This is a genomic window from Brucella sp. (assembly GCF_032066345.1).
GTDB lineage: Bacteria > Pseudomonadota > Alphaproteobacteria > Rhizobiales > Rhizobiaceae > Brucella > Brucella pseudogrignonensis.
On the sequence record NZ_DAMBKZ010000019.1, the window covers coordinates 38,421 to 63,645 of the forward strand.

The window sequence follows — 25,225 nt, forward strand, 5'->3', positions numbered from 1 at the left end:
CAGCGTGAACGATAAGAAGCCTGCGCCAAAGCGTGGAAATAACAAGCAGCAGACACATGACTACGTCGCAGATCGTGCCGAACAGCAACGGCCCGGTCTTGCCGCACGTCTCACTGCGGCCCGCCTGCTTGGTGCAGTGATTGAAAAGAACACATCGCTCGACGGTCTGACCGATAACAGCCATGGCCATCCACAGTATCTGGCACTTGAGCCACGCGACCGTTCGCTCGTTCGCGCTATTTTGGGCTCGGCGCTACGCAATCGCGGTAGCATTGATCGAGCAATCAACAAGCGTCTCGACCGCCCATTGCCAGAAAACGCGCATGCGCTCAAACACCTGTTGCATGTAGCCGTCGCGCAGATTTTCTACCTCAACCTGCCTGATCATTCAGCGGTTGATCTGGCCGTTGAAGCAGCGAATTATGACCCGCGTAATCGTAAATATGCAGGTCTGGTGAACGCTCTTCTGCGCCGTCTGTCGCGCAACAAAGAGCGTGCACTCGAGCACACATTGCAGCCTGAAAAAAATGTGCCGGAATGGTTTTCAAGAAGCCTTACCGATTCCTATGGCCCGAAAAAAACCACGGCCATTTTGACCATGCATGGTTACGAGCCACCAATCGATTTCACCGTTAAGGGTGATCCGAAGGAATGGGCAGAGAAACTCGGCGGTGTAGCCTTGCCTAACGGTTCTGTCCGTCTTGAAACGGTTGTGGGCAACCTCACCGACCTGCCCGGTTTTGCCGAGGGCGATTGGTGGGTACAGGATGCCGCCGCAAGCTTGCCAGCTCGCCTGATGGGCGACATCAAGGGTAAGCGCGTAGCCGATCTTTGTGCAGCCCCCGGCGGCAAGACAGCACAGCTTGTGCTTCAGGGTGCCGATGTGACAGCGCTTGATATGTCCGAAAACCGCCTCAAGCGCCTTGACGGCAATCTGGAACGTTTGGGTCTTAAAGCCCGCACGGTTGCTAGCAATATGATGGATTTTAAGCCGGATACGTTGTTTGATGCGGTACTGCTGGATGCGCCCTGCTCATCCACCGGCACCGTACGCCGTCACCCGGATGTGCCATGGACCAAGACACCGCAGGACATTAAGAAGCTTGCGACCCTTCAGGCCAAAATGCTTGATAAGGCCATCACGCTTGTGAAACCCGGCGGCACAGTATTGTTCTCCAATTGCTCGCTGCATCCGCAGGAGGGCGAGGACATGGCCCGTAATGCGCTCAAAAATCCGGCCATTGAAGCCTATCCGATTACGCTTGAAGAATGCCCCGGTCTTGAAGGTTTGATCACCAAAGAAGGCTTCCTGCGGTCGACCCCTGCAGATCTGCCCGCTGAAAATTTTGATGGCAATCCGAATATGGCAGGCATGGACGGCTTTTTCGCTGCCCGTTTCAGACGCAAAGCCTAATCAGTTAGCAACTGCTGATTAAAATCGATGAATTTGGCATAATGGGTGCTCTGCGCCCATTATGGTTAACACTCGATTCACCATTATCGACGATTCTAAGAATGCATGATTCCGAAATCTGGAAACCAGCATTTCGATACATCATGCCATGAAAGGACGGACCTGCCTTTATCGGGTCCATTGCGAATGAATTTTAATACGGAGAACGAGAGGGTGGCAGTCGCGTTGAGCGAAACCCCGCATCTTTGGGGACTGGCCGTTGCACAGGCTTGGCGCAGGTTCAGCCGCCGTCTGCGCATGGGTCCGCTTTTTCGCTGGCGTTTCACCGGCTTCACACCGGAGCGCATCCTCATCGCACCACCTGATCTTCGCGTTGCCGACCCGCAGCTGGCGCAGGAGTTCTATCACGGCCGTTTCGCACTGGCCGGTCGCCTCGTCGAAACCGGCGGCATGTCGCCCTTTGCAGTAGAGCCGCCTACTCCTGAATGGGAAGCAGCCCTTCAGGGCTTTGGCTGGCTGCGTCACTTAAAAAGCGCCAATAGCGAGCTTGCCACCGCCAATGCGCGTGCGCTCGTTGATGACTGGATGCGCCTTTATGGCAAACGCATCGGCGGTCTTGCCTGGTCGCCGGAAGTAACGGCGCAGCGCATAATCGCCTGGCTGCAGCATTCCAACCTCATTCTCTCTGGCGCAGAACTGCCTGCCTACCGCAAATTCATGCGTTCGCTTGCCATGCAGGTGCGTTACCTGCGGACCGTCGCCTCCGCCATGGATGACGGTGAAGAACGTCTGCGTGCGCGCATTGCGCTTGCCTTTGCAGCACTCGCCTTGCCGGTTTCACCACCGACCGCGCGTGCCGCCCGTCGCAATCTGGAATATGAGCTGAAGCGCCAGATCTTGCCTGATGGCGGGCATATCTCGCGCAACCCGGTTACCATTCTTGAACTGCTGGCCGATCTTCTGCCGCTGCGTCAGACCTATGCCAATGGCACGGAATCCCCGCCAAAGGCATTGATCGAAGCTGTCGAGCGCATGTTGCCGGCACTGCGTTTCTTCCGGCATCAGGATGGCAGCCTAGCGCTTTTCAATGGGGTTGGACCAACGCTGTCCGAGCGCATCATTTCTGTTTTGCGTCACGATGAAACTGCAGGCTCACCACTGACCCACGCGCCTTATTCGGGCTATGAACGCCTGTCGATGGGTGCGACGACCATTATCGCCGATACCGGCCTTCCACCGCCTGTAACGGCATCGCGCGATGCCCATGCGGGCTGTCTGGCCTTTGAAATGTCTTCGGGTCGTCAGCGCTATATCGTCAATTCCGGTGTCGACCGTTACGGCCCACCGGAATTTCGTCCGTTGGGTCGCTCGACGGCTGCGCACTCGACTGCCACCATCAATGATACATCATCCTGCCGTTTCAGCCTGAATGCGGGCCTCTCCAACATGATCGGCACGCCGATTATTGCAGGCCCGACAAAAGTTCAGCGCGACCGCGTGGAAGACCTTGGACGTCAAGGCTTTGTCGCAAGCCATGATGGCTATGCCCGCCTTTTCGGTATTTACCATGAGCGCCGCGTTGTGCTCTCGCATAATGGTAGCGTCATTCAGGGTGCCGACCGTTTCTATCGTGGCGATGCCAAGGCTTTGAAAGCCAATGGTCGCGACAATGTCGCGGTGCGCTTTCATATCCACCCATCGGTGGATATCTCGTTTGATGAAAACGGCCTGATTATTCTCAGTGCCCCGCATGACGACACATGGGCCTTTTCCTGTTTTGAAGTTGCTCCGCAACTGGAAGACAGCATCTTCTTTGCCGGCTTCCGCGGACCTGTGACATCAAAGCAGATCGTCCTTTCGTTCCCGGCTTCTGAACTGCCGGAAGTGAACTGGCAATTCAGCCGCGTTGCGATTGGAAGTTACGCCTAATCAACAATGCCCCGATTGCTGGCTTTTAGGGTATGATTCGTGTCTCAGCTGTGCTAACTCGCCATCGTCCCACCCTTCCTGAACGCAAAACGCTTCAGCAACGAAGAGACCGTTTCCTATGGCTGTCAGCTCCAAGCATATTCCCGCTCCCGATCTTCATCGGGTGCGCCGCGCCCTCCTTTCCGTGTCCGACAAGACCGGCCTCATCGATTTCGCCAAGGCACTCCATGCCCATGGCGTTGAAATCCTCTCGACCGGCGGCACCGCCAAGTCGATTGCCGCAGAAGGCATTCCTGTAAAGGACGTTTCGGAAGTCACCGGCTTCCCGGAAATCATGGACGGACGCGTAAAGACGCTGCACCCATCGGTTCACGGCGGCCTGCTTGCAGTGCGCAACGACCCTGAACACGTTGCTGCAATGGAAGCCCACGGCATTGGCGGCATCGATCTGGCCGTCATCAATCTCTACCCATTTGAAGAAGTCCGCTTCAAGGGCGGCGACTACGACACCACTGTTGAGAATATCGACATTGGTGGCCCAGCCATGATCCGCGCTTCGGCAAAGAATCATGCCTATGTCGCAACCGTTGTCGATCCGGCCGACTATGCAGACGTTGTAGCCGAGCTCGAAAAGAACGAAGGCTCGCTACCGATTTCTTTCCGCAAAAAGCTCGCAGCCAAGGCGTTCTCACGTACTGCCGCTTATGATGCAGCCATTTCAAACTGGTTTGCCGAAGCAATCGGTGAGGAAACCCCGACCTATCGCTCGGTTGCAGGCAAGCTGCACTCTGTCATGCGCTATGGTGAAAACCCGCATCAGACGGCTGGTTTTTATCTGACCGGCGAACAGCGTCCGGGTGTGGCCACAGCAACGCAGCTTCAAGGCAAGCAGCTTTCCTATAACAACATCAACGACACCGATGCAGCTTTTGAGCTCGTAGCTGAGTTTGACCCAGCCCGCACCGCAGCCGTTGCCATCATCAAGCACGCCAATCCTTGCGGTGTCGCCGAAGCTGCAACTATCACCGAAGCTTATCTCAAGGCACTGGCCTGCGATCCTGTTTCGGCCTTTGGCGGTATTGTTGCGCTCAACAAGACACTTGATGAAGCCGCCGCTGAAGAAATCGTCAAAATCTTCACCGAAGTCATCATCGCGCCCGACGCCACTGAAGGCGCACAGGCCATCGTTGCAGCCAAGAAAAACCTGCGTCTGCTGGTAACGGGCGGTCTGCCTGATCCGCGCGCCAAGGGCATTGCAGCGAAAACCGTTGCAGGCGGCCTGCTGGTCCAGTCGCGCGACAACGGCGTTGTCGATGATCTTGACCTTAAAGTTGTCACCAAGCGGAGCCCAAGCGAAGCCGAACTCAACGATATGAAGTTCGCTTTCCGCGTTGGTAAGCATGTGAAGTCGAACGCAATCGTCTACGTCAAGGATGGCGCAACGGTTGGCATCGGCGCAGGCCAGATGAGCCGCGTCGACTCGGCCCGTATCGCAGCGCGTAAGGCAGAAGATGCAGCAGAAGCTGCCGGTCTTGCCGAGCCGCTGACCAAGGGCTGTGTTGTAGCGTCCGACGCGTTCTTCCCGTTTGCTGACGGTCTGCTGTCTGCTGTGCAGGCAGGTGCCACGGCTGTTATCCAGCCAGGCGGCTCGATGCGTGACGATGAAGTAATCGCTGCAGCTGACGAACATGGCATTGCCATGGTGATGACCGGAATGCGTCACTTCCGTCACTAGAGCGCCGTGCGCCCTTCCGGACGCACAAAGGTCGCTCTAATACAGCAATCGATATTAAACCCAAAAGCCCCGGCAACACTATGTTGCCGGGGCTTTTTCTTTGAGAACTTGATAAATAGGTTGGATTTTCGCAAACGAAAGTGCACCCTATTAATTAGCCTGCAAATCTTATCAAAGAGGCGGGATAATCGCTCTAAAATACCCCTATTGCTTTCGTTTGATATTCATATTATTTCGATTAAGTTCATTTAACGCATAAATGAAATAAAGGATGTCAGCGAAAAAGCATTGGGAGTGCTGCAATACGGGCCTGAATTATGTTGAAGTGGCCACCTGCTCAAAAAGAGCAAAGTGGTTTTTGGAGAGACGCATATATTCATTCGAGATTAGCGAAAATGGGTTGCAACGGACATACATATTCGCATCCTGACAAGATCTCTGCCATTCGAGCGGGAGGAGCATAGTAAATGACACAGTTCGTCGGTTCCATCGATCAGGGAACCACCAGTTCACGTTTTATCATTTTTGACCGGAACGGCGATATTGTCGCCATGGATCAGCGCGAACACGAGCAGATCTATCCCAAGGCTGGCTGGGTTGAGCACAATGCCAATGAAATCTGGCGCAACACGCAGCATGTTATCGGCGAAACACTGAAGAAAGCGAAGCTCACGGCTTCCGATATTGCATCCGTCGGCATCACCAATCAGCGCGAAACAACGCTGCTGTGGGACAGGAAGACCGGCGCACCGCTTTACAATGCCATTGTCTGGATGGACACACGCACGGACGAGCTGGTCGATCATTTTGTCAAAGATGGTGGCGCGGATCGCCTGCGCGATAAGACGGGACTGCCGATTTCGACTTACTTCTCGGGCCTTAAACTGCGCTGGATACTCGATAATGTTCCCGGTGCGCGCGAAAAGGCAGAAGCAGGCGATGCGCTGTTCGGCACGATGGATAGCTGGCTTGTCTGGAATCTCACCGGCGGCGCAAAAGGCGGCATTCACATCACCGATGTAACCAATGCGTCACGCACGCAGTTGATGGACTTGTCTACGCTCAAATGGGACGAGGAAATCCTGCAGCTGTTCGGTATTCCAGCGGCTTGCCTGCCGGAAATTCGTTCTTCCAGCGAAGTCTATGGCGAGATTACCCTGCCCGCGCTTGTCAGTGTGAAGCTTGCAGGCATTCTGGGCGATCAGCAAGCAGCCCTTTTCGGTCAGGCCTGCCTTGAGCCGGGCGAAGCCAAGAACACCTATGGCACCGGCTGCTTCATGCTGATGAATACTGGCGAAAAGCTGGTTCCATCCACCTATGGGCTTCTAACGACTGTTGCCTATCAGCTTGGTGAGCAAAAGCCGGTCTATGCGCTGGAAGGCTCGATTGCCATCACCGGCGCACTGGTGCAATGGCTGCGTGATAATCTTGGCATTATCAAAACCAGCGCTGACATTGAAACACTGGCGCGCACAGTCGAAGACAATGGCGATGTCTATTTCGTTCCGGCCTTCTCAGGCCTTTACGCACCACATTGGGAAGATTCCGCACGCGGCGTCATTGCTGGTCTGACGCGCTTTGCCAATAAAGGTCACATTGCCCGCGCCGCCCTTGAAGCAAGTGCCTATCAGGTGCGCGAAGTGCTGGAAGCTATGGTCAAGGATTCAGGCGTAGAGATTACTGAACTGCGTGCCGATGGTGGCATGACCATCAACGAACTGCTCATGCAGTTCCAGTCCGACATTCTGAGTGTTCCAGTCGTGCGTCCGAAGATCATTGAAACAACAGCCCTAGGTGCAGCTTATGCGGCTGGGCTTGCCGTGGGCTATTGGAAGTCGACAAACGACATTATTGAGAACTGGCAGGTCGGCCAGCGCTGGCATCCAAAGATGACGGCAAAGGAACGCACCAGTCTGTTCAACGCGTGGGAGAAAGCCGTGCAGCGGTCTCTCAACTGGGTTGATTAAAACTAAAGCATGTCGCGGAAAAGTGGGAACCGGTTTTCCGATAACGACATGCGTAAAAACAATGAGTTAGAGCGAGCGTTGTGGATACAATTAACCGCGACACGCTCTAAGGCTCTCGTAACAGACCGAACTTGAAAACGATCAATGATTATCGACAGCCGGTGAGCACATCCGCTCACCGGGCGGCTTTTTAGTACCTAAATTATTCCCTCGGAGTAGATGATGAGTAATGGTTTTATCGGTGAATTTCTCGGCACGATGGTGCTTATCCTGTTGGGCGATGGCGTGGTTGCAAACGTGCTTCTTGCAAAATCCAAAGGCCAGAATTCCGGCTGGATCGTCATTACCGCAGGCTGGGGCTTTGCGGTTCTCTGCGGTGTGATGGTTGCCGTTGCGGCTAGCAGTGCGGGTCATCTGAACCCTGCCGTCACGCTTGCTTTTTATGCGGCCGGTACTTTTCCTGCGGTTGAAATAGCGCCCTACATTGCGGCTCAGATGCTTGGTGCTTTCGCAGGTGCGGTACTTGTCTATCTCGCCTACCTGCCTCACTGGAAGCCAACGGAAGACAAAGGCCTCAAGCTCGGCGTCTTCTGCACCGGGCCTGCCATCCGCAACATACCAGCCAATTGCCTGACGGAAATAATCGGCACATTTGTTCTGGTCTTTGTAGTCATTGCCATTGGTGCAAAGGCTGTTGGTGCAACAGGCGTCCTTGGACCACTGATGGTCGGCCTGCTTGTCTGGGCGCTCGGTGTTTCACTGGGCGGCCCCACCGGCTATGCGATCAATCCGGCGCGCGATCTCGGACCACGCATCGCCCACGCATTGCTGCCTATTCCGGGAAAAGGCGGCTCGGACTGGTCCTATGCCTGGGTGCCCGTAGCAGCGCCGATCATCGGCGGCTTTCTCGCGATCACATGCGCCAAAGCTGCTGGCATGATGTAATGATTGAGCGATGAAATCAGCGCGCCGGGATGCGCGCTGACTTTCCTTATCGATCCGCTGGATAAGGTGTTCTTGCGGCAAGCAGAATGCCAATCGCAAAGAAGAGCACCAGCACCGACATCCCTATTGCGGCTGAATGCGTGATCGCGGTCACTGTTGCCACGAGGAAGGGGCCGACAAAGCTCGTTGCCCGCCCTGCCAAGGCATAGATACCGAAATAACGGCCTGATTCTTCAGGCCTGATGCTGCGGGCAAACCACGACCGGGAGGACGCCTGCACAGGGCCGAAGGCAGCGCCCAGCATGACGCCATAAACCAGGAAGGCATGTTCCGCAGGGGTCGCGAACAAACCTTGAGCCGGCAAATATTCAAGCGGCATGATGCCGAACATCAGATAATCGCGCCCTGTCGATACAATCCCAACGGACGCCAGCAACAAAAGCCACAGTGAAATCATAACGATGACTTTGGAGCCAAAACGCGTATCCATGCGGCTTGCAACAAGGCAGCTGAAAATCGCCATGACATTGGTGATCATGCCGAACAGGCCGATCTCAGTGATCGACCACTGAAACATGGAGGCGGCATAGCCTGCACCCAGTGCAATGATTGCATTAACGCCATCCTGATAGACCATCCGCGCGATGAGAAATCGTGCGATCCCGGGGCGTTTACGAACCTCGCTTAATGTTGCCTTGAGCTCAGACAGACCTTTGCCCAGCGCCTGTCGCAAGGGCTTTCCGCGCGCCTGATCAGGCGTAAAAAGAAACATCGGCAGAATAAATATCAGATACCAGAGCGCGGAGATCGGCCCGGTTATACGGGCATCTTCCCCTTGCACAGGATCAAGCCCGAACAAGGGTTTCATACCGATAATCGTTTTGCCGGTTTCAGGTGAAGCCGCGAGGCAAAAGACCACAAAGATCAAAACGATCATGCCACCGAGATAGCCGAGGCCCCAGGCCAGATTGGAAACGCGCCCAATCTCCTCACGCGGCACGAGGCGCGGCATCATCGAATCGTTGAAGACGATGGAAAACTCTGCCGAAACCATTGCAATGCTGAAGGCAAGCAGAACCCAGAACAGGTTAGCGCCAGGAACTGCTAACCAGAGCGTCATCAGACTGACGATCTTCAGTACGGCAAAGAACCCGATCCACGGCTTGCGAGACCCTGTCTGATCGGCAATCGAACCGAGAATGGGAGAAAGAATTGCGATAGCGAAGCCTGCGGCAGCAAAACCGTAACCCCAGGCAATCTGCCCGGCTTCTGCAGTCTCGGCCATGCGTGAAATGAAGTAAGGACCAAAGATGAACGTGATCACAACTGTAAAAAACGGCTGAGCCGCCCAGTCGAAGAATATCCAGCCCCATACGCCGCGTCGCGAGGCATAACCTCCCGCGCTTAAAGGTTGATCGCTCAACAAATTGCTCCTCGCCCCCGGTGTTAAAAAGCTATTCGGTCATAAATAAGCCAGACCTTATACTGCGGTATCACCACCGACAATAAACAAAAAAGGGCGACCTAAGTCGCCCCTTTAAATCAGAGTTGTCGAACCCTTACTGGGTTAAATCAGACATCAACCCTGCGGCAACAGCCAGACGCGATACGGTGAGATCCCCGCCTTCGGTCAGAGCAACCATACGGTTTCTGATCTGGTCGATGCGCGCTGCGTCTTCCGCAAACCATGCCGCCGCCGGATCCTTGTCCTTGCCGTGCTTTTTCAGTGCAGCAATCGTGATGCCACGCGCTGCCTGCGTGATCGTATCGCTCGCACGCGATAGTGCCAGACCGTCATAATAGTCGGTGACTGGAATGGTGCGTGCTGCTTCTTCGATACGACCAATGCGGAAGGCTTCCGATACACCGAAATAAGCCTTGGCGGTTGCAACCAGATCGGCAGAAGCCAGATGTGCGATCAGCGCAATATCCGGCATGATGCCTGCAAGCTGCAGATTGGCCAGACGCTGAGCAAGTTTCTCAGGCGCACCCTTTTCAACAAAGGTCGCCTTATCGGCCTGCACTGCATCAATCAAGTAGTCCGGCATCAGACTATCGAAGCGTGGCTCAAGAGCCGAACGCGCCGTGGTGATGGTGTTCACCAGTTCTGTCAGATTTGCACGCGTAGTGTCGTTGCGCAGAACCCAGGCGGTCGTCGCAAGCAGCATCTCGCCAACCAGATGATAGAACTGGTTCTGCACATCGCCCGCCACCTTGTTATCGAGCGCATCGATAGCGTCATAGATCGCATTGATCTCAAAGCCATCGCGCACCGCCACATAAGCGCGGACGATATCGGCAGGCGACTTGCCTGTCGTATCGGCCAAACGGCTGATGAAGGTGATGCCGCCACGATTGATGATATCGTTAGCCAGCAAAGTAGCGACGATTTCACGCTTCAGGCGGTGATTGGAAATTTCGTCAGCATAGGTTTTCACCATACGCTTCGGGAAGTAACCAAACAACAGCTGCTCGAAATACGGCTCGTCTGGAAGCCTGCTTGCCACCAGATCATCCGACAGTGACAGCTTGGCATAGGCGAGCAGAACCGCGAGTTCCGGACGCGTCAGCGGCTGTCCTGATTTCTGACGATCATTAAGCACTGCGTCCGATGGCAGATACTCGACCTTGCGATCCAGCAGCTTGCGCGCTTCAAGCTCGGCCATGAAGCGAGCCTGATAAGGCAGCTCCGTGAGGCCCTGACGTTCGCTCAATGAAAGTGCGAGCGGCTGCAGATAATTGTTGCGCAGCACCAGTTCCGACACATCATCGGTCATGCTCACCAGCAGCTTGTCGCGTGCAGGACGCTTGAGCTTGCCCGAACGCATGGCAGCAGCCAATGCAATCTTGATGTTGACCTCAACGTCGGAGCAGTTGACGCCTGCAGAGTTGTCGATAGCATCGGTATTGCTGCGGCCACCAGTCAGTGCATATTCGATGCGTCCGCGCTGCGTGACACCGAGATTTGCCCCCTCGCCGACAACCTTCGCCCGAACTTCCGAGCCCGTGATACGGATTGCATCATTGGCACGATCACCAACCTGCGCATCCGTTTCAGAACCGGCTCGGATATAGGTACCGATACCGCCGAACCACAGAAGATCAACTTCCGCCTTGAGGATCGCCGTCATGATTTCCTGCGGCGAAGCAGTGGTTTTGCCAAGGCCAATGGCCTTTGCCGCTTCTGCCGACAGCGTAATCGTCTTCTGACTGCGGCTATAAACGCCACCGCCTGACGAGATCTTCGAACGATCGTAATCCTGCCAGCTCGAACGCGGCAGTTCGAACAGACGCTTACGCTCTGCAAAGCCGTCAGCTGGAACAGGGCTTGGATCAATGAAGATATCGCGGTGGTCGAAGGCTGCAACCAGCTTGATCTGCTCCGACAGGAGCATACCGTTACCGAACACGTCGCCCGACATATCGCCAACACCTGCAACGGTGAACGGCTCGGTCTGGATATCCTTGTCGAACTCACGGAAATGCCGCTTCACGGCCTCCCATGCACCACGCGCGGTGATCGCCATACCTTTGTGATCGTAACCGGCAGAACCACCCGATGCGAAAGCATCATCGAGCCAGAAATCATGTGCCTGGCTGATCGCATTTGCCGTATCGGAGAAGGTTGCTGTGCCCTTATCGGCAGCAACAACGAAATACGGATCGTCATTGTCGTGACGAACCACTTCCGCAGGCGGCACAACATCATTGTCATGAATATTGTCAGTGACCGACAGAAGCGTGGAAATGAAGACCTTATAGGCATCACGACCGGCTTCAAACACGGCATTGCGATCGCCGCCGACCGGCAGACGCTTCGGATAGAAGCCGCCCTTGGCACCAACCGGCACAATCACCGCATTCTTGACCTGCTGTGCTTTTACGAGACCCAGGACTTCTGTGCGATAATCCTGTGCGCGATCCGACCAGCGCAGACCGCCACGCGCTACAGCACCAAAGCGTAGGTGTACGCCTTCCACTTCCGGGCCATAGACGAAAATCTCGCGATACGGACGCGGATCAGGCAGACCTTCGACAAGCCGCGGATTAAGCTTGAACGCGAATGTCACGCGTGGCTTGCCTTCAGCATCCGGCTGATAGGCATTGGTACGCAACGTTGCTTCGATCAGGTTGCGGAAACGACGCAGAATCTGGTCATCATCGATGCTTGGCACACCGAGAAGTGCCGTTTCGATACCGTCGACCAGCTTCTTTTCAGCAGCGTCGCGACGCTTGGCCGATGGGTTGAAGCGCAGATCAAACAGCGAATAAAGATCGCTGGCGATTTCCGGATAGCGGTTGAGTGCTGCGGCAATGAAACCTTGCGAATAGGCAATACCTGCCTGCTGCAGATAGCGGCCATAAGAACGCAGGATCATGATCTGGCGTGCGCTCAGACGTGCGGTCTGCACCAGAGCGTTATAACCGTCATTGTCAGCAAGAGCGTCCCAGACATTGCGGAACACATCTTCCAGCATCTCGCCATCATCGGACAGATCAACCGGCGCGCCATAGGCGTTCACGAGCTGCATGTCATGCACGTAAACTGCAGCACCATCTTTGCCTGCTTGCGGCAGATCGATGGTCTGCTCGCTAACAACGCGGAAGCCCATGTTTTCAAGAAGCGGCACGCGCTGTGACAGCACAACCGGCGCGCCATGATGATAGAGCTTGAGCGAAACCGCATCCGGACCATCGGTGCGATAACGATAGAAGTCCACGAAAAGCGGGGCTTCTGCACTCAGGCCAGCAATGCGCTCAGCATCGACCAGCGCTTCCGGAGCAGTGAAGATTTCGCGATAGGATGGCGGGAAGCTCGAAGCCAGAGCAATGGTCTTTGCATCTGCGCTGTCCGAGCTTTCACGCACGGCGTCTTCCCATGTGCGAACGATTGAACGCACTTCTTCTTCCAGCGCATCGCGATCCACATGCGGCGTGGAACGTTCATGACGACGGATGACGAACTGAACGCGCGTCAGACCATTTTGCAGGAAGACTGGATGGAATTCGAAGCTGTCGCCGCTATAAATTTCGACGAGGTAGCGACCAATCTTCTCACGCACGACAGAGTCGTAACGGTCACGCGGGATATAGACCAGTACGGTGGCAAAACGGCCAAAGCGGTCAAGACGCGGGATTGCACGAACGCGTGGGCGCTCGCCAAGAGCCAGGATCAGTTCGGCATTGGCTGTGAGGCTTTCCGCATCGATCTGGAAAAGTTCATCACGCGGATATTCTTCCAGCACATTCACAAGCGCCTTGCCGGAATGGTCTTCACGATTGAAGCCAAGGTGCTTGATAACCGTATCAGCCTTGGAACGGATGAACGGAATACCGGCAACCGAGCTGATATAGGCAACGGATGTGAACAGACCGACGAGACGCAGCTCGCCAATCGCGTCGCCATTCGGCCCAAAAATCTTCACGCCAACATAGTCGAGGTAAGACCGGCGATGCACCAGTGAAAGCGAATTGGCCTTGGTGACGATCAGCGGTTCGCTGCTATCGAGGAATTCTGTAACCTCGCGCGGCGTAACCGTGTCATCGTCGTCCTTGCGCAGAACGCGGACTTCGCTGTCATTGAGGATTCCGAGTGTTTCCTTGACCGGAACCAGCTCACGCTTTTCGCCCTTGCCCTTGAAGGTCAGCTCGCGCATTCCGAGGAAAATGAAGCGATCATCACGCAGCCATTCGAGGAAAGCGATTGCCTCCGGCATGGCTGGATCAAGCGTCAGTTCCTGAACGCGCTTGTAATCGGCGATAGCGTCATCAAGACGTTTCAGCATCGGTTTCCAGTCGCTGACAGCAGCGCGAACCTGTCCAAGCACGCGTTTGATGGCGGCGGTCAGATCGGCTTTGGCCTGCTTGTCGAGGGCTGGCAGATGGATCTGCACAAGGCTGACGCGCTCAACGCCCTTGGCGGGTGCGAGCTGCGAAGCTTCGCCCAGAATTGTAAGGCCGTCCTTTTCCCGCTCGATATCGAGAACCGGGTGAACAACCATGAAAATCTGGCTGACATGATCGTTCAGCTCACCCATGATGGAGTCGAGCAGGAACGGCATGTTGTCGTTGACGATGGTAATTACGCTGACGGGGCGGCCATGGCGTTCGATGCTGTTATCGACGCTGATGATGCTCTTGCCCTTGCGATAAGATTCAAGCGCTTCATAGCCGTACTGGGCAGATTTATCGAGCGCTGCAGCATCGTAAGCCGCAAGATCTTCGGGCGGTGCCCATTCGAAGAGAAGCTGCGAAAAGGCAATGAGCGCCTTCGACTGTCCTCCCTTCTTCTCCTCCTTGCTTGCCTTGGAACCTTTAACTTTGCTCGACCGATCCTGCTTTGCAGTCACGTCGGATACTCCTGTCATGATGGCAATGCGCGCCAAACTAGCAGATTAGGCACCCGTTTCGATGACAAATCGTTGAAAACAACCAAATATTTCCGTGAAAGCCAGAAAACTCGCATCTAATCCATTTAATTTGGAACAAAACTTCGAAAACCCTTCGGGAAATTTCGAAATATGCCGTTTGGCTTTCCGGAAATGGTCATGGGAGCTTTACGTAAGCGTCATAAAAGCTAAATTTCGCCACAAATGAGCGGCGAATCTGCCGCGCAATTCAACCGATCAAAGCTCGATCAGATGGTCGTCCAGTTCATTGATATTGTGCTCGCCCGCGGGGAAATGATTTTCCAACAAAGCCCCCGCCTGACCAATTGCCAGCACGAAACCTTCGGCCACTTCCGCACGCGAAGCATGATGCGTCAGTGTGGCAACAATGCCGTTCCATTCTTCCTGCTCGACCCGAGCATGAATGCCTGCATCGGCAATCACCTCCGCATAATGTTCAGCCATGGAAACAAACAGCAGAATACCGGTGCGGTGTTCAGTGATGTGGACATTGCGCGCCAGAAACTGCTGTAGCGCATTGAGATGCGCGCGCTTGTAGCGAATGCGGCGCGGCACCAGCAGAAGACGGATTGACGGCAAAAACCGCAGAACCAGCATCGCTGTGATGAATGAAGCCAGCACGGCCAAACCGAACATCGGCAGGCGAATATCAAACCAGTACCAATGCGCAAGAAACGCTGCAATCACCGATGCGATAAGGATGCCGCAGGTCGCAACAAAACCCGCCGCAAAGAAATAATCATCGCTGGTGCGTGCCAGAACCGCGTAGATTTCACCGCTCGTATTGGTTTCAGCAGCACGGATCGCCTCGGCAATGCGCTTGTGATCCTGATCGCTGATAAGGTTTTTGCCTCGCACAGAATTCTCCCTTACCAGCTACCCGAAGCGCCGCCGCCACCCGACGAACCACCGCCGCCGGAAAACCCGCCGCCACCACTGCTGCCCGATGACCATCCGCCACCACCGCCGGAAAAGCCACCGCCGCCGCCGGAACCGCCACGGGAATTAAAATCCATCACCATGCCAAGCCAGCGATATTTTCCCGGACCGATCTTTTGGCCAAAAATCGGTGTCAGGATTGCCATGCCGAAACCGCCGAAGAAGATCAGGGCCCAGAAGGTAATGAAAACGACGAAAACCCAATCGATGTCATCGGAACCAGAACTCGTCTGAACATTCCGCTTGGCACGCGCTTCAAGTTCGGCAGCATCGCCGGACAGCACGGACAGAATGCCATCGACACCCTGCACGATACCGTTTGAATAATTGCCGGCGCGGAATTCCGGAATGATCGTGCCATTGATGATGACGCTCGAAAGCGCATCCGTCATCGTGCCTTCAAGCCCGTAACCGACCTCGATACGCACCTTGCGATCATTGGGTGCCACAACCAGCAGAATGCCGTTGTTTTCCTGCTTTTGCCCCAATGCCCATGCTCGAAACAGGCGATTGGAATAGCTTTCAATATCCTCGCCATTGAGGCTTGGAACAGTCACCACAACCACCTGATCGGATGACTTTGCTTCGAAATCCGCGAGTTTCTGGGTGAGTTGCTGCCGCTCAGCCGGATCAATGATCCCCGCCGCATCAACGACACGTCCCGTCAGCACCTGTGCCGGCTGTGCTGCATCCTGCGCATTCGCGCCAACCGCAACAAAACTCGCAAACAGAAAAAGCAGAAAAGCCACAAGCAGTCGTGGCCCATTCAGGCCACGAACGACCGCCTCACGAAAGGGAAGCAAAGCTGCCACGGAACGCCCGATCAGTTGCTGAAGTTGACCTGAGGCGCAGACTGGCTTGCAGCATCTGCAGTGAATGTCTGCATTGGCACGGCATCACGATACCAGATCCATGTCCAGATCATCGTCGGCATGGTGCGGATCGCCGTATTATAGACGCGGACCGCTTCGATATAATCGCGGCGTGCCACGGCAATGCGGTTTTCCGTGCCTTCAAGCTGCGACTGCAGTGCGAGGAAGTTCTGGTTGGCCTTGAGGTCCGGATAGCGCTCCACAACCACCATCAAACGCGAAAGTGCACTGGTGAGGTTGGCCTGATTGTCCTGAAACTGCTTGAAGAGCTCTGGATTATTGAGCGTCTCCGGCGTGATCTGCACCTGCGTTGCCTTGGCACGCGCATCGATGACAGCCTGCAGAGTTTCTTTTTCGTGGGCAGCATAGCCCTTCACAGTCTCAACCAGGTTGGGAACGAGATCGGCACGGCGCTGATACTGGTTCTGCACTTCGCTCCACGCGGCCTTGGCTTTTTCCTCATTGGTGGGAATGGTGTTGAAACCGCAAGCCGAAAGCAGCGGCACAAGCATCGCAAGACCCAGAGCAATAAAAATACGGCGAACCGATGCTGGGAATGAGAAAGAACGGATAGCGGTCACAGCCGACATAGTGTTCTCCTGAAAAAGGCGCCTTCGCAGCGCCAGAGACAATCATGGTTGCCCGCATATACGTGTTCACGAAAATGCGAGCCGTCAAATCAATAAGATAAAGCAATTTCTCGCATCGTCCAGCCCGTTTGCCAAGATGATCGGAGCATCGTCCTGGACGAAACAAACTGACGCTCTTCTATCATGTTGACTCTATCAACATTCAGTATATTGATAGAGTCAACATAACAGGCGACGTGCAAAGGCAGATGCGGGTATGACACTCAATCAAAATCAGGACGATATTAGCAAGCTGCGCGCTTTCAACCGCGTCTATACGCGTCGCTTAGGCCTGCTCAACGCCCATCTCGACAAAAGTCCGTTCACGCTCACTGAAGCGCGCATTCTCTACGAGATCGCACATCGGGCCATGCCGACTGCCGCAGACGTCATGCGCGTTCTCGGGCTTGATCGTGGTCAGCTCAGCAGAACGCTGAAACGATTTGCTGAACGTGGCTTGCTGGAAACATCGCAGCACCCCGATGGTGGTCGTAGCCGTCCGATTGAACTGACCGACGCAGGGCGAAAAGCCTATTCCGCACTCGAAAGCAACACCTGCAAGGCTGTCGGTGGGCTACTCGACGAACTGCATCCGGACCAGCGCACCAATCTGGTGGCTGCCGCAGGCACCATCATGCGCATATTCGATGAGGATCACCGTCCAGAAGCGAAGTTGCGCGACTTGCAGGCTGGCGACCTCGGCTGGATCATCCACCGGCAAGCTGTACTTTACAGCAAAGAATATGGCTGGAACCACGAATATGAAGCACTCGTCGCCCGCATTCTTGCCGACTACATTGAATCCTTTGACCCAACACATGATGGAGCCTGGGTGGCTGAACTCGATGGTCGCATCATTGGCTCGGTCTTTCTGGTGCGTGGAGACCGGCCAAAACTTGGCAAACTGCGTTTGCTATATGTCGAGCAGGAAGCACGCGGAACAGGTGTCGGGGCGAAGCTGGTAAATGCTTGTATTGAACGCGCCCGCGCAGTCGGTGACGATCAACTCACCTTATGGACGAACAGCGTTTTGACCACAGCCCGGCGTCTCTATGAGCGGGCTGGATTCCAGCTTGTCGACGAAGCACCGCACCATTCGTTCGGTGTTGATCTGATCGGACAGATCTGGGAAATGGATCTGAAATAAAATCAGACAGACCTTTAATCAGAACATAAAAAAAGCGGCGGATTGCTCCGCCGCTTTTTCCATTCGCAATGTGCGAAAGATTATTCGCTTGCAGCTTCTTCAGCTGGAGCAGCTGCTGCGGCAGCAGCGGCTTCGGCTTCAGCTGCAGCCTTTGCAGCTGCATCTTCTTCAGCCTGCTTGGCAAGAGCGAGACGCTCCTGAGCCTTCTTACCTGGCAGACCCTTGGTCAGGTTGCTGCGTTCTTCACGCTTTGCAAGACCGGCCTGATCGAGGAAGCGAAGAACGCGATCGGTTGGCTGTGCGCCCTGTGCAATCCAATGCTGGATGCGGTCAGCGTCGAGCTTTACGCGTTCAGCGTCTTTAGCAAGCATTGGGTTCCATGCACCAACGGTTTCGATGAAACGGCCGTCGCGTGGGCTGCGAGCGTCAGCAACAACAACGTGGTAGTAAGGACGCTTCTTGGAGCCAGCGCGGGCGAGACGGATCTTAAGAGCCATTTTTTCTTTCCTTTAGACAATAGTTCTGCCCTGACGGGCAATCGGTTGAACCGCTTTTACGGTGTTCAGTTTCCGCTGTGATTGGCAGCGGCATGCTCATGGTGCCGAATGACTTCCTTCACGATGAAGTTCAGGAATTTTTCGGCAAAATCTGGATCGAGATGGGCATCAACTGCGAGGCCACGAAGGCGCTCGACCTGACGCTTCTCACGCGCCGGGTCAGCAGCAGCAAGGCCGCGCTCAGCTTTCAGGACACCCACAGCCTTGGTGCAGCGAAAACGCTCCGCAAGCATGTGGATCAGTGCTGCATCGATGTTATCGATGGACGCACGCAGTGCGAGAAGTTCAGCAGGTACAGTGTTCTGTTCGTCAGCCATCTTACTCACTTCTTCTTCGGCAAACCGGGAAGACCGCCGCCAAGACCTGGAAGCTTAGGTCCACCTAAACCTGGAAGGCCACCACCGGGAAGACCCGGCAGACCACCACCCTTGGTGAGACCAGCTGCTTCTGCCTGTTTGGCAAGCGCTTCAAGCTGCTTTGGGTCCATTTTGGATAGATCAGGCATACCGCCCATACCGCCAAGACCACCAAGGCCCATCTTGTTGGCAAGGCCGCCCATCATCTGCTTCATCATTCCGCCCTTGCCCTTGCCCATGACTTTCATCATGTCGGCCATCTGGCGGTGCATCTTGAGAAGCTTGTTGATGTCGGCAGCATTGGTGCCGGAACCCTTGGCAATGCGCTGCTTGCGGCTGTGCTTGAGAAGATCGGGATTGGCGCGCTCAGCCTTGGTCATCGAGCCTATGATGGCGAGCTGACGATCAAATACCTTATCGTCAAGACCGGCTGCTGCAGCCTTGTCCTTCATTCCGCCCATGCCGGGCATCATGCCCATGATGCTGCCCATACCACCGAGCTTTTTCATCTGGCCCAGCTGGTCAGCAAGATCGTTGAGATCGAACTTGCCTGACTGCATCTTTTTGGCCATCGCAGCGGCTTTTTCCGCATCGATGTTTTCGGCAGCCTTTTCGACGAGCGAAACAATGTCGCCCATGCCCAGAATTCGGTCGGCAATGCGCTTTGGATAGAACTCCTCAAGCGCATCCATTTTTTCGCCGGTGGCGATCAGCTTGATCGGCTTGCCGGTGATGGCGCGCATCGAAAGCGCTGCACCGCCACGGCCATCGCCATCCATACGGGTGAGAACGATACCGGTAATACCCACGCGTTCATCAAAATTGCGCGCGAGATTAACGGCGTCCTGACCGGTGAGGCTGTCAGCAACGAGCAGGATTTCATGCGGATTGGCGGCTTTGCGGATATCCGCCATTTCCACCATCAGCGGCTCGTCGATATGAGTGCGACCAGCAGTATCGAGGATCACCACATCATGACCGCCAAGCTTTGCAGCCTGAACGGCGCGCTTGGCGATTTCAACCGGCGACTGGCCAGCGATGATCGGCAATGTATCGACAGAGGTCTGGATGCCAAGCTGACGAAGCTGTTCCTGTGCTGCCGGACGACGTGTATCGAGCGACGCCATCAACACCTTCTTGCGCTGACGTTCGGTCAAACGCTTGGAGATCTTGCCGGTTGTCGTCGTTTTACCTGAGCCCTGCAGACCCACCATCATAATGACGACAGGTGCCGGTGCGTTCAGGTCAATCGAAACGCCTTCAGTGCCAAGCATTTCGATAAGTTCGTCATGGACGATCTTAACGACCATCTGGCCGGGCTTGATGCTTTTCAGAATTTCTGCGCCGACTGCCTTCTCACGAACGCGATCGGTAAACGAGCGAACCACTTCCAGCGAGACGTCGGCTTCAATAAGCGCACGACGCACTTCGCGCAGCGCAGCCGTCACGTCGCTTTCAGAAAGAGCGCCGCGTCCGGTAAGGCCGTTCAGAATGGAGCCAAGACGCTCCTGAAGTGATTCAAACATCGAGTTTCCTTTTAATCCGAGAGGAGGCGTAAGGCTTCGTCAGGGATACATCGTTCTTTGATCAGACCAGTTCAAGAAGCAACCAAAGCGATACAGCACCCGAGGGCGCATCGCGCTGTCGGATGTGGACCTCCGGGATCTCTTTATACCAAATGGGTCCCGGTCGGTGGCTCGCGTTCTGAAGATCGCGGATAGATTGGGTGTGGCTTTAGGGGCTTGAGCCTGCAATGTCAAGCAAAAGGCGGGAAACGGCGCTTTGTAACCGGTAATCTGCCTCTTAAACCACGACATATAGCCCCGATTTACCAAAACTTGAAGAATACGTGGAAAAAGGACTATAAGCGCGCCGCTGCGTTGCAGGCCTTCCGTCTCATTGCAGCATGACATTCGGTGTAAAGAATGGCAAATTCGCGCCGAGGTAGAATCAACTCCGAAGGAGAAACGAATGGCATTGGTTGCCAAGGGCCGGTCTTGGACCGCAGCAGCAGTTCTTGCAGTGGGTATGATGACGGGTGCAGGTGTTGCCGAGGCAGCCCAGTGCGGCAACAATGCCGCCGGCTATAGTGCCTGGCTTCAGCAGACGTTGAAGGAAGCACCAGGCCGCGGCGTCGGCAAGCGTGCGCTCGATGCGCTGGGTAAAACCAAATACGCTCAGGCCACCATCAATGCTGACCGCAATCAGAAGAGCTTCAAGCTCTCCTTCGAGCAGTTCATGCAGAAGCGCGGCGCAAACACGATCATCCAGCGCGGCAAGTCGATCAAGAAGCAGAATGCAGCGCTCTTCGCCAATATCGAAAAGCGTTATGGCGTTCCTGCTGGCCCGCTGATCGCGATCTGGGGCATGGAAACCGGCTTCGGCGCATATCTGGGCAAGCAGCATACGCTTTCCGCAGTTGCAACGCTGGCCTATGATTGCCGCCGCAGTGATTACTTCACCGAACAGCTCTACGCAGCGCTCAAGCTCATTGACCGCGAAGATCTTGATCCAAACGCAGTCGGCGCAATGCACGGCGAAATCGGCCAGACGCAGTTCCTGCCAGTCAACGTCCTGAAATATGGCGTGGATGGTGATGGCAGCGGTCATATCGACATGGCCCGCTCGAAGGCTGACGCACTATATTCGACCGCCAACTTCCTGGTCGGCCACGGCTGGCGTCGTGGTGCTGGCTACCAGCCGGGTGAAGCCAATTATGGTGCAATCCAGGGCTGGAATGCTGCACAGGTCTACCAGCGCGCTATTGCCGTCATGGGCAAGGCAATCGACGAATAATCATACTTATGGCGAAGCGAGAACATTGTTTCGCCATAAAATGAACAGAGAAAAGCCCCGAATTTCGGGGCTTTTTTCGTCTTATGCTGCTGTTTCCGGTGCTTCTATGACCGAACCTTCAGGTCTTTTGAAGTCACCTGTCTGCTGATCCATCACCCAAAGCTCGCCGGTCGAGATATCGAACCATGCGCCATAAAGGGTGAGCTTGCCCTTCTTCTCAAGAATATCGACACATGGGAATGTGCGCAGATTGTTGATCGAGTAGCGGATCGAAATACGCTCCAGCGCGGTCTGACGTTCGGTCGGCGTCATCAACTGGTTGCCGCTGACGGTTTCTGCCGCTGGCGCAATCAGGCTCATCCACTTACCGATAAAGTCGCTTGGTGAAAGCGGCGCGCTTTGCGTATCAAGCGCTGCTTTAATACCACCGCATCGGCCATGGCCCATGACAACAATATTCTTCACCTTGAGGCTCTGCACTGCAAATTCGAGCGCCGCAGAAGCCGCATGGAATTCACCATCCGGTTCATAAGGTGGAATAAGATTGGCAACATTGCGCAATACGAAGATTTCGCCCGGTGCCGCGTTGAAAATTGTTTCCGGAGCGGCGCGGGAATCGCAGCAGGCAATGACCAGAGTTTCTGGTGCCTGACCTTTTTCAGCGAGTTCCTTATAACGTGCCGTTTCAGACGCGAAATGCTCGCTCATAAAGGTTTGGTAACCGGCGAGGAGTGTATCTGGAATATCAGCCATGACTTTCCATTATCCCTATCGAAAACGCAGAGCAATCAAAAACGTGAGGCCGCAGCTTGCGACCCGTTGCCACTTACAGCGGTTCCAGTTAAGACTGAATCGTTGGAACCGCTGTAACTATTTGTTTTTACGCATTATCCGACGCAAAACCGGTTCCCACTTTTGGCTCGGAAATGCTATAATCCAACTCTTATGCACGCAATCCCTTGGTTGGATGCACCAATCGTCGGGTTTGTACCATCGCCATCGGCGTTGCGAGGCTTGAGGCGTCCGCTTCAAGCATCAGCTCATCGGCACCCCGTTTCGCTGAACGGGCCATGATCTCGAACACTGCCGCCGTTGTTCTTTGCAGCGCCTTTTCTTCTGAAAAGCCAGCAAGCCTGCGTGCCAGAAACACCGCCGATGTCAGATCGCCAAGGCCATTGGTCGGCCCATCGACACAACGATGTTCAGCCATCAGCGCAAGGGTTGGTGTGAGCAGAATATTGCCGATGCTGCCCGCCATCAATGGAAATGCAGATGTTACCAGCATGGTTGCTGGCCCGGTATCAAGGGCTGCTTCCATCAATGCCTTGTTGTCCTCAAGCTCAACACCCGTCAGCCATGACAGCTCAAAACGATTGGGCGTTGCAATATCGGCAAGCGGCATCAGGTGATCGCGGATACCGATCGCTGTCGCTTCCGGCACGTAAAGACCTTTCTGATCACCAATCACCGGATCGCAAAGGTAAAGCGCATTGGGATTGCGCTCCTTCACCTTTTTAACCAGTCCCGCCACGGCTTTCGCCTGTTCGGGGTTGCCCAGATAGCCGGTGAGGATAGCGCCCACTTCGCCAAGCCATGGCGCGCGCTCAAGATCCTGCATCAGTGTTGCAAATTCCTGCGCGGGCGGCACAATACGCCCTGCAGGACCATGGCCCGGATGCCATGGCAATACCACCGTCGGCACAGCCCAAACGGGAAATCCGAGCGTTTCCAGAGCGAAAACGGCGGCACGGTTTCCGACAGAACCGCGAACGACATGGCTCGAGATGACAATAACGGTTGTCGCGTCCGAAGGCGCAGAAAGCGTCATGTTAAACCTGGCTTTGCATGAGATAAGAAATGAGCCAGACGATAATCGCCAGCGTGATGATGAGTCCAAGTCCGCGTCCGATGCGGGTGGCCCAGAGTTCGATAGGATCGTTCTCCGGTGCATCATTGGCAGCAAGATGGCTTGCAGTACGGGAAAGCCCACGACGCACAATACCCTCGGGGCCGGTCTGCTCCCGCTCCAGTCGTTCAAGAATGCGTTGAGCCTCGTCCTGGCGCTCGCGCCCCGGACTACCGCCCTCGCCTATGCCCGCCTGATGGCGCTCACCCATAATCTGCCTGCCCTCAAGAAAAGACTCGTTTCCCGGAGACCCGAACCGGGACAGGACACAGCATCACGCCCGGATTGCAGTTCTGCAAGCAGAATATTGTCTGATCAGCCTAGTTTCACGATGAGCTTACCGAAATTGCCACCTTCCAGCATGGAAATGAAAGCCTTGGGAGCATTCTCAAGCCCCTCAACGATATCTTCGCGATAACGCACATGGCCGTCAGCAATCCATTTTGCCATTTCATGATAAAAGGCCGGGCGCTGATCGGCAAAATCACGTTGAATGAATCCGCGAATAGTCAGGCTTTTGGTCAGAATATCGCGCATAAGCAACGGCAACCGATCCGGCCCGTCAAAAGCACCACTCTGATTATATTGCGCGATCAGCCCACAGACAGGCACTCTCGCAAACTGGTTGAGCAGCGGCAGAACGGCGTCACACACCTTGCCACCCACATTCTCGAAGTACACATCAATACCCTTTGGGCAGGCTAAAGCCAGTTCCTGCGCGAAATTATCCGAGCGATGATCGAGAGCAACATCAAACCCAAACTCGTCGATCAGCGCTTTGCACTTGTCCGCCCCGCCCGCAATACCGACCGCCCGCGCGCCTTTAAGCTTGGCAATCTGTCCAACCGCAGAACCAACCGGGCCAGTCGCGGCTGCTACCACAACTGTTTCGCCCTCTTTGGGCTGGCCGATTGTCAGCAAGCCGGAATAGGCGGTGAAGCCCGGCATTCCCATGACACCGAGCGCCGTCGTGACAGGCACCTGCTGGGGATCGAGCTTGCGCAACGTGGAAGCATCGGCAACCGCATAGCTCTGCCAGCCGGAATGCGAGAGAACAAAATCGCCGGGAAGAAAGCCCGCGCTTTTACTTTCCACCACTTCACCGACTGTTCCTCCTTCCATGACAGCACCGATATCAACGGGTGCCGCATAGGATTTGGCCGCACTCATTCGCCCGCGCATATAAGGATCGAGCGAGAGATAGCGGATTTTCAGTAGAACTTCGCCCTCGCCCGGCTGCGGGATCGCGGCCTCATCAAGCCGAAAATTCTCTGCCGTGGGCCGTCCATCGGGACGCGATGCAAGGACGATACGGTGGTTGATTTTTCCGCTCATGTGGCACTCCTGCAAAACTCGGGCTGATGACTAAGCCTGCAACATAGATGAATCGCACAGACCTTCAAACGACCGCATGGAAATCTTCATGCTTGTTTTAAACGGAGAGATGGAAACTCCGTTCCCTCCCTGTCAGCGCATTGAAAAAGAAAACCCCGCCTCATGGCGGGGGCACCGTGGGGCGGGGTTTCTCACTTGGCGGGAGGTATTTGACGTCACGCACCCAAAGCGGAGCGAGGACACGCAACATGAAGAAGCGTCTGGCGTTACTTCATCGTTGGGATAACG

19 protein-coding genes are annotated in these 25,225 nt (G+C 55.1%); 7 read left to right on the plus strand and 12 right to left on the minus strand.

Going from position 1 to position 25,225, the window contains the following annotated elements; all coding sequences use genetic code 11:
• The first annotated feature begins 4 nt into the window (after positions 1-4).
• From RT142_RS19435 to RT142_RS19455, 5 genes are all read left to right on the plus strand, one after another.
• Positions 5-1,414: an RsmB/NOP family class I SAM-dependent RNA methyltransferase gene (locus RT142_RS19435; protein ID WP_313030829.1), complete on the plus strand. Its 1,410-nt coding sequence runs from the start codon at positions 5-7 to the stop codon at positions 1,412-1,414.
• Positions 1,415-1,627: 213 nt separating this feature from the next.
• Positions 1,628-3,343 carry a heparinase II/III family protein gene (locus RT142_RS19440; protein ID WP_167377099.1) on the plus strand — a complete coding sequence of 572 codons (1,716 nt, stop codon included), beginning with the start codon at positions 1,628-1,630 and terminating at the stop codon, positions 3,341-3,343.
• 118 nt (positions 3,344-3,461) lie between these two features.
• A complete protein-coding gene (gene purH, locus RT142_RS19445) occupies positions 3,462-5,078 on the plus strand; it encodes a bifunctional phosphoribosylaminoimidazolecarboxamide formyltransferase/IMP cyclohydrolase (protein ID WP_112808214.1) in 1,617 nt (538 codons plus the stop codon).
• A 467-nt stretch (positions 5,079-5,545) separates the two neighbouring features.
• Positions 5,546-7,045 (plus strand): glycerol kinase GlpK, encoded by a 1,500-nt coding sequence (gene glpK / locus RT142_RS19450; protein ID WP_231195322.1) that lies wholly within the window; start codon positions 5,546-5,548, stop codon positions 7,043-7,045.
• 222 nt (positions 7,046-7,267) lie between these two features.
• Positions 7,268-7,990 (plus strand): MIP/aquaporin family protein, encoded by a 723-nt coding sequence (locus RT142_RS19455; protein ID WP_409558593.1) that lies wholly within the window; start codon positions 7,268-7,270, stop codon positions 7,988-7,990.
• A gap of 46 nt (positions 7,991-8,036) precedes the next feature.
• On the opposite strand, the gene RT142_RS19460 is transcribed toward RT142_RS19455, so the two are convergent.
• The 5 genes from RT142_RS19460 to RT142_RS19480 form a co-directional block, all read right to left on the minus strand.
• The gene (locus tag RT142_RS19460) at positions 8,037-9,413 is read right to left on the minus strand and encodes an MFS transporter (protein ID WP_007876863.1); all 1,377 of its coding nucleotides are present in this window, start codon (positions 9,411-9,413) and stop codon (positions 8,037-8,039) included.
• A 136-nt stretch (positions 9,414-9,549) separates the two neighbouring features.
• The gene (locus RT142_RS19465) at positions 9,550-14,340 is read right to left on the minus strand and encodes an NAD-glutamate dehydrogenase (RefSeq protein WP_313030882.1); all 4,791 of its coding nucleotides are present in this window, start codon (positions 14,338-14,340) and stop codon (positions 9,550-9,552) included.
• Between the two features lie 276 nt (positions 14,341-14,616).
• Positions 14,617-15,258, minus strand: coding sequence for a TPM domain-containing protein (locus RT142_RS19470; RefSeq protein WP_079212324.1), 642 nt, complete (start codon positions 15,256-15,258; stop codon positions 14,617-14,619).
• 11 nt (positions 15,259-15,269) lie between these two features.
• Positions 15,270-16,079 (minus strand): YgcG family protein, encoded by an 810-nt coding sequence (locus RT142_RS19475; RefSeq protein ID WP_313030885.1) that lies wholly within the window; start codon positions 16,077-16,079, stop codon positions 15,270-15,272.
• Between the two features lie 83 nt (positions 16,080-16,162).
• Positions 16,163-16,801, minus strand: a complete 639-nt coding sequence (locus tag RT142_RS19480; protein ID WP_313030839.1) for a LemA family protein — start codon at positions 16,799-16,801, stop codon at positions 16,163-16,165.
• Positions 16,802-17,057: 256 nt separating this feature from the next.
• Here RT142_RS19480 and RT142_RS19485 point away from each other — a divergent pair, with 256 nt between their 5' ends.
• Positions 17,058-17,987: a helix-turn-helix domain-containing GNAT family N-acetyltransferase gene (locus RT142_RS19485; RefSeq protein ID WP_313030841.1), complete on the plus strand. Its 930-nt coding sequence runs from the start codon at positions 17,058-17,060 to the stop codon at positions 17,985-17,987.
• 80 nt (positions 17,988-18,067) lie between these two features.
• Here the strand turns inward: RT142_RS19485 and rpsP are convergent, their stop codons facing one another.
• The 3 genes from rpsP to ffh form a co-directional block, all read right to left on the minus strand.
• Positions 18,068-18,484 carry a 30S ribosomal protein S16 gene (gene rpsP, locus RT142_RS19490; protein WP_064321108.1) on the minus strand — a complete coding sequence of 139 codons (417 nt, stop codon included), beginning with the start codon at positions 18,482-18,484 and terminating at the stop codon, positions 18,068-18,070.
• Positions 18,485-18,549: 65 nt separating this feature from the next.
• Positions 18,550-18,861: a chorismate mutase gene (locus RT142_RS19495; RefSeq protein ID WP_007876888.1), complete on the minus strand. Its 312-nt coding sequence runs from the start codon at positions 18,859-18,861 to the stop codon at positions 18,550-18,552.
• A 5-nt stretch (positions 18,862-18,866) separates the two neighbouring features.
• Positions 18,867-20,426: a signal recognition particle protein gene (gene ffh / locus RT142_RS19500; protein ID WP_007876890.1), complete on the minus strand. Its 1,560-nt coding sequence runs from the start codon at positions 20,424-20,426 to the stop codon at positions 18,867-18,869.
• A gap of 445 nt (positions 20,427-20,871) precedes the next feature.
• Between ffh and RT142_RS19505 the strand changes: the two genes are divergently transcribed.
• Positions 20,872-21,696, plus strand: a complete 825-nt coding sequence (locus RT142_RS19505) for a lytic murein transglycosylase (RefSeq protein WP_007876893.1) — start codon at positions 20,872-20,874, stop codon at positions 21,694-21,696.
• Positions 21,697-21,777: 81 nt separating this feature from the next.
• On the opposite strand, the gene RT142_RS19510 is transcribed toward RT142_RS19505, so the two are convergent.
• The 4 genes from RT142_RS19510 to RT142_RS19525 all read right to left on the minus strand — a co-directional run bounded on the left by RT142_RS19510 (position 21,778) and on the right by RT142_RS19525 (position 24,937).
• A complete protein-coding gene (locus RT142_RS19510) occupies positions 21,778-22,449 on the minus strand; it encodes a carbonic anhydrase (protein ID WP_079212330.1) in 672 nt (223 codons plus the stop codon).
• Between the two features lie 190 nt (positions 22,450-22,639).
• Entirely contained in the window at positions 22,640-23,524 is an 885-nt protein-coding gene (gene pdxY, locus RT142_RS19515) for a pyridoxal kinase PdxY (protein WP_007876897.1), read from the minus strand.
• A 1-nt stretch (position 23,525) separates the two neighbouring features.
• Complete coding sequence (locus tag RT142_RS19520) at positions 23,526-23,813, minus strand: hypothetical protein (RefSeq protein WP_064321112.1); 288 nt, start codon at positions 23,811-23,813, stop codon at positions 23,526-23,528.
• A gap of 104 nt (positions 23,814-23,917) precedes the next feature.
• Positions 23,918-24,937: an NADP-dependent oxidoreductase gene (locus RT142_RS19525; protein WP_112808224.1), complete on the minus strand. Its 1,020-nt coding sequence runs from the start codon at positions 24,935-24,937 to the stop codon at positions 23,918-23,920.
• Positions 24,938-25,225: the final 288 nt, after the last annotated feature.

Excerpts from the sequence above, each read along its gene's own strand:
- purH (WP_112808214.1), top strand. The coding sequence starts at position 3,462 with ATGGCTGTCAGCTCCAAGCATATTCCCGCTCCCGATCTTCATCGGGTG.
- glpK (WP_231195322.1), top strand. The coding sequence starts at position 5,546 with ATGACACAGTTCGTCGGTTCCATCGATCAGGGAACCACCAGTTCACGT.
- RT142_RS19455 (WP_409558593.1), top strand. The coding sequence starts at position 7,268 with ATGAGTAATGGTTTTATCGGTGAATTTCTCGGCACGATGGTGCTTATC.
- RT142_RS19480 (WP_313030839.1), bottom strand. The coding sequence starts at position 16,801 with ATGTCGGCTGTGACCGCTATCCGTTCTTTCTCATTCCCAGCATCGGTT.
- RT142_RS19485 (WP_313030841.1), top strand. The coding sequence starts at position 17,058 with ATGACACTCAATCAAAATCAGGACGATATTAGCAAGCTGCGCGCTTTC.
- rpsP (WP_064321108.1), bottom strand. The coding sequence starts at position 18,484 with ATGGCTCTTAAGATCCGTCTCGCCCGCGCTGGCTCCAAGAAGCGTCCT.
- RT142_RS19495 (WP_007876888.1), bottom strand. The coding sequence starts at position 18,861 with ATGGCTGACGAACAGAACACTGTACCTGCTGAACTTCTCGCACTGCGT.
- ffh (WP_007876890.1), bottom strand. The coding sequence starts at position 20,426 with ATGTTTGAATCACTTCAGGAGCGTCTTGGCTCCATTCTGAACGGCCTT.
- RT142_RS19505 (WP_007876893.1), top strand. The coding sequence starts at position 20,872 with ATGGCATTGGTTGCCAAGGGCCGGTCTTGGACCGCAGCAGCAGTTCTT.
- RT142_RS19510 (WP_079212330.1), bottom strand. The coding sequence starts at position 22,449 with ATGGCTGATATTCCAGATACACTCCTCGCCGGTTACCAAACCTTTATG.
- pdxY (WP_007876897.1), bottom strand. The coding sequence starts at position 23,524 with ATGACGCTTTCTGCGCCTTCGGACGCGACAACCGTTATTGTCATCTCG.
- RT142_RS19520 (WP_064321112.1), bottom strand. The coding sequence starts at position 23,813 with ATGGGTGAGCGCCATCAGGCGGGCATAGGCGAGGGCGGTAGTCCGGGG.
- RT142_RS19525 (WP_112808224.1), bottom strand. The coding sequence starts at position 24,937 with ATGAGCGGAAAAATCAACCACCGTATCGTCCTTGCATCGCGTCCCGAT.